General features: G+C 61.3%; 4 protein-coding genes. 3 read left to right on the forward strand and 1 reads right to left on the reverse strand.

Translation table 11 applies throughout. From position 1 onward, the window contains the following. Nucleotides 1-64 precede the first annotated feature (64 nt). The 3 genes from ACRESD_RS07370 to ACRESD_RS07380 are packed head-to-tail and all read left to right on the forward strand — an operon-like array spanning nt 65 to nt 3,638. Nucleotides 65-1,966 carry a sensor histidine kinase gene (locus ACRESD_RS07370; RefSeq protein WP_431750321.1) on the forward strand — a complete coding sequence of 634 codons (1,902 nt, stop codon included), beginning with the start codon at nt 65-67 and terminating at the stop codon, nt 1,964-1,966. Next, entirely contained in the window at nt 1,963-3,300 is a 1,338-nt protein-coding gene (locus ACRESD_RS07375; RefSeq protein WP_431750322.1) for a sigma-54-dependent transcriptional regulator, read from the forward strand. Before ACRESD_RS07370 ends, ACRESD_RS07375 begins: the two co-directional genes overlap by 4 nt. After that, nucleotides 3,300-3,638 (forward strand): GlpM family protein, encoded by a 339-nt coding sequence (locus ACRESD_RS07380; RefSeq protein WP_431750323.1) that lies wholly within the window; start codon nt 3,300-3,302, stop codon nt 3,636-3,638. The genes ACRESD_RS07375 and ACRESD_RS07380 overlap by 1 nt, the downstream gene beginning before the upstream one ends. Nucleotides 3,639-3,677: 39 nt before the next feature. Here the strand turns inward: ACRESD_RS07380 and ACRESD_RS07385 are convergent. Next, nucleotides 3,678-3,786 (reverse strand): helix-turn-helix domain-containing protein (locus tag ACRESD_RS07385; RefSeq protein ID WP_431750324.1); only part of this gene is annotated, 109 nt, incomplete at its 5' end.

Here is a 3,786-nt window from a genome sequence, read left to right on the forward strand (position 1 = left end):
CGCGGGGCAAGCCCGCTCACTACAGAAGCCTGCTCGCACTGCTGGTTGACCCAAGGCATCTGTGATGAAATGCGACCCCAACCAATTTCGCGCCGCACCGCCATCACTTGCCGTGAAGCCACGTCTGATCCGCCAACTGTTCCTGCCGCCGTTGATCATCGCCCTGATGATCGGCTTGGGTTACATCGGCTTCTGGGTCAGTGAGTACTATGGCATCCGCACCCTCAGCGATAATGGCGAGCGCCAATTGGAACTGCACGCCCGCACCGTCGAAAGCGAACTGAGCAAATACACCTACCTGCCCAGCCTCCTGGAATTGGAGTCCAGCGTTTCACAGCTGTTGGCCGACCCGAATCAGGAAACCCGCAAGACCGTCAACGACTACCTCGAAGGCCTGAACCGACGCAGTCGCAGTCGGGCCATCTACGTGATGGACACTACCGGCCGCGTGCTGGCCACCAGTAACTGGCGCGACGCCGACAGTTATCAGGGTGAAGACCTGTCCTTCCGTGCCTATTTCCAGAACGCCGTACGGGGCCAGCCCGGCCGTTTCTATGGCATTGGCAGCACCAACGGCGAACCCGGCTACTACCTGGCCCATGGCCTGGAAGAGCACGGCAAGATCATCGGCGTGGCGGTGGTCAAAGTGCGCCTCGAAGCCCTGGAAGAACGCTGGCAACGCGCACGCCTTGAAGCCTTTGTCAGCGATGAGAACGGCATCATCATTCTGTCCAGCGACCCGGCGCGCCGCCTCAAGGCCGTGCGCCCATTGAGCGATGACACCAAGGAACGCCTGGCCCACAGCCTGCAATATTACTGGGCGACGTTGAACGAGCTGGAGCCTTTGGCCCGCGAACGCATCAACGAAGGCAGTGAAAAACTGACCTTCCCGGCCAACAGCGAACTGGTCGCCGACGAGAAGGAAGTCACCTTCCTGGCCCAGACACGTCCGCTCAGTGACACACCATGGAATTTCACCTTGCTGACGCCACTCAATGACTTGCGTCGCGCGGCGATCAATCAAGGCATCCTGGTGGCCGTCGCCTTTGGCTTGGTGGCCTTCCTGCTGATCGCCTGGAACGAGCGACGCAAAGTCATCGCTACCCGTCTCGCCGCCCGCGAAGCCTTGCAGGAAGCCAACAGCCAACTGGAACGGCGGATTGCCGAGCGTACTGCTGACCTGCGCGCCAGCAACGAACGGCTCAAGGGCCAGATCCGCGAACGGCGCCAGGCCGAAGAAACCCTGCGCCGCGCCCAGGATGAACTGGTTCAAGCAGGCAAACTGGCGGCCATCGGCCAGATGTCCACCAGTATCGCCCATGAACTGAACCAGCCGCTGGCGGCGCTGCGCACGCTGTCGGGTAACACCGTGCGCTTCCTTGAGCGCGGTGCCCTCGATATCGCCAGCGCCAACCTCAAGACCATTAACGAATTGATCGACCGCATGGGCCGTATCACCGCCAGCCTGCGCTCGTTCGCCCGACGCGGTGACGACCAGGGTGAAGCCAACCTTGGCAAAGCCGTGGACGCTGCACTCCAGGTTTTAAGCGCACGCCTGGACGGCCTGCCCATGACCCTGCACCGCGACTTCAGCAATGCCCAATTGCAGATCGACCAGACGCGTTTGGAGCAGATCCTGGTCAACTTGATCGGCAACGCCCTCGACGCCATGCAGGCACAAGCAGCGCCCGAACTGTGGCTGGACGGCCACAACGCCGACGGCAAATACCGCCTGCGAGTGCGCGACAACGGCCATGGCATCGACCCCGAGGCGCGCAAGCATTTATTCGAACCGTTCTTCACCACCAAACCCGGCGAGCAAGGCCTGGGCCTGGGCCTGACCCTTTCCGCCAGTCTCGCGGCGGCCACCGGCGGCAACCTCGCCGTGGAGCACCCGGCCAGTGGTGGTACTGCCTTTGTCCTGTGCTTGCCGTTGGCAGGCGCTCAACCAGCTGAGTCGACATGAATACTGATCCTAAAGACCTCACCGTCCTGATCGTCGAGGACGACCCCCATGTGCTGCTCGGCTGCCAGCAAGCCCTGGCGCTGGAAGACATACCCAGCGTGGGTGTGGGCAGTGCCGAAGAAGCGCTCAAGCACATCGGCGAGAATTTTGCCGGCATTGTGATCAGCGATATTCGCTTGCCAGGCATCGACGGCCTGGAGCTGCTGACCCGCCTCAAGGCCCTGGATAAAAGCCTGCCGGTGGTGCTGATCACCGGCCATGGTGATATCTCCATGGCGGTTGGCGCCATGCGCAACGGCGCCTATGACTTCATGGAGAAACCCTTCTCCCCCGAGCGTCTGGTTGACGTGGCGCGCCGTGCCTTGGAGCAACGCGGACTGGCCCGAGAAGTGTGGTCGCTGCGCCGCCAATTGGCCGAACGCGACTCCCTGGAGGGCCGCATCATCGGCCGCTCTCCCGCCATGCAGAACCTGCGCGAATTGATCGCCAACATCGCCGACACCTCAGCCAACGTGCTGATCGAGGGCGAAACCGGTACCGGCAAGGAATTGGTCGCGCGCTGCCTGCACGATTTCAGCCGTCGCCATTCCCATCAGTTCGTCGCGCTGAACTGCGGCGGCCTGCCGGAAAACCTGTTCGAAAGCGAGATTTTCGGCCACGAAGCCAACGCCTTCACCGGGGCCGGTAAACGCCGCATCGGCAAGATCGAACATGCCCATGACGGCACGCTGTTTCTCGATGAAGTGGAAAGCATGCCGATCAACCTGCAGATCAAATTGCTGCGGGTGTTGCAGGAACGCACCCTGGAACGCTTGGGTTCGAACCAAAGCGTGGCGGTGGATTGCCGGGTCATCGCCGCCACCAAATCCGACCTCGACGATCTGAGCCGTGCCGGTCAATTCCGCAGCGACCTGTACTACCGCCTCAACGTGGTAACTCTGGAGCTGCCGCCGCTGCGCGAGCGTCGCGAAGATATCCTGCAACTGTTCGAACACTTCCTGCAGCAGTCATCCCTGCGATTCGACCGCACCGCGCCGGAGCTGGATAACCAGACCCTGTCGAGTCTGATGAGCCACGACTGGCCCGGTAACGTGCGCGAGTTGCGTAACGTCGCCGAACGTTTTGCCCTCGGCCTGCCCGCTTTCAAGAAAAGCGGCACCAGCAGCGGCAGCCAGGGCCTGGCCTTCACCGAAGCGGTGGAAGCCTTCGAGCGCAACTTGCTCAACGATGCCTTGCAACGCAGCGGCGGCAACCTGACCCAGGCCAGCCAGGAACTGGGAATGGCCAAGACCACGCTGTTCGACAAGGTCAAGAAATACGGGTTGAGCCACTGATGGATCTGCTATTGAAAGCCGCCTTGGGCGCGGCGGTCGTGTTGATTCTGGCCGCACTGGCCAAGACCAGGAACTATTACATCGCAGGCTTGGTGCCACTGTTTCCGACCTTTGCCTTGATCGCCCACTACATTGTGGGTAAAGGCCGGTCGGTGGACGACTTGAAGACCACGATCCTGTTCGGGATGTGGTCGATCATTCCGTATTTCGTGTATTTGGCGACGCTGTACGTGATGGTCGACCGCCTGCGCCTGGAGGCGTCACTCGCCGTGGCGGCAGTGGCGTGGTTGATCGCCGCAACCGTTCTGGTGAGTGTCTGGGTACGCATCCACTCCTGACACACCTCCCACATTGAGTTCAGTGATGAGACTGTTGGATCAGCGGATGATTTTCTCTACCTGGATGCCCAGCTTCTTCAAGCGATACCAGAAGCTCCTCTCGGAAATCCCGATCTTCGCCGCCGCCGCAGCCTGCACGCCATTACTC

The sequence above is a fragment of the Pseudomonas sp. genome, assembly GCF_050739995.1.
In the GTDB taxonomy this organism is placed as follows: domain Bacteria; phylum Pseudomonadota; class Gammaproteobacteria; order Pseudomonadales; family Pseudomonadaceae; genus Aquipseudomonas.

Bases quoted from the DNA above. Each gene is read 5' to 3' on its own strand.
- ACRESD_RS07380 (WP_431750323.1), top strand. From the start codon at position 3,300: ATGGATCTGCTATTGAAAGCCGCCTTGGGCGCGGCGGTCGTGTTGATT.
- ACRESD_RS07375 (WP_431750322.1), top strand. From the start codon at position 1,963: ATGAATACTGATCCTAAAGACCTCACCGTCCTGATCGTCGAGGACGAC.
- ACRESD_RS07370 (WP_431750321.1), top strand. From the start codon at position 65: ATGAAATGCGACCCCAACCAATTTCGCGCCGCACCGCCATCACTTGCC.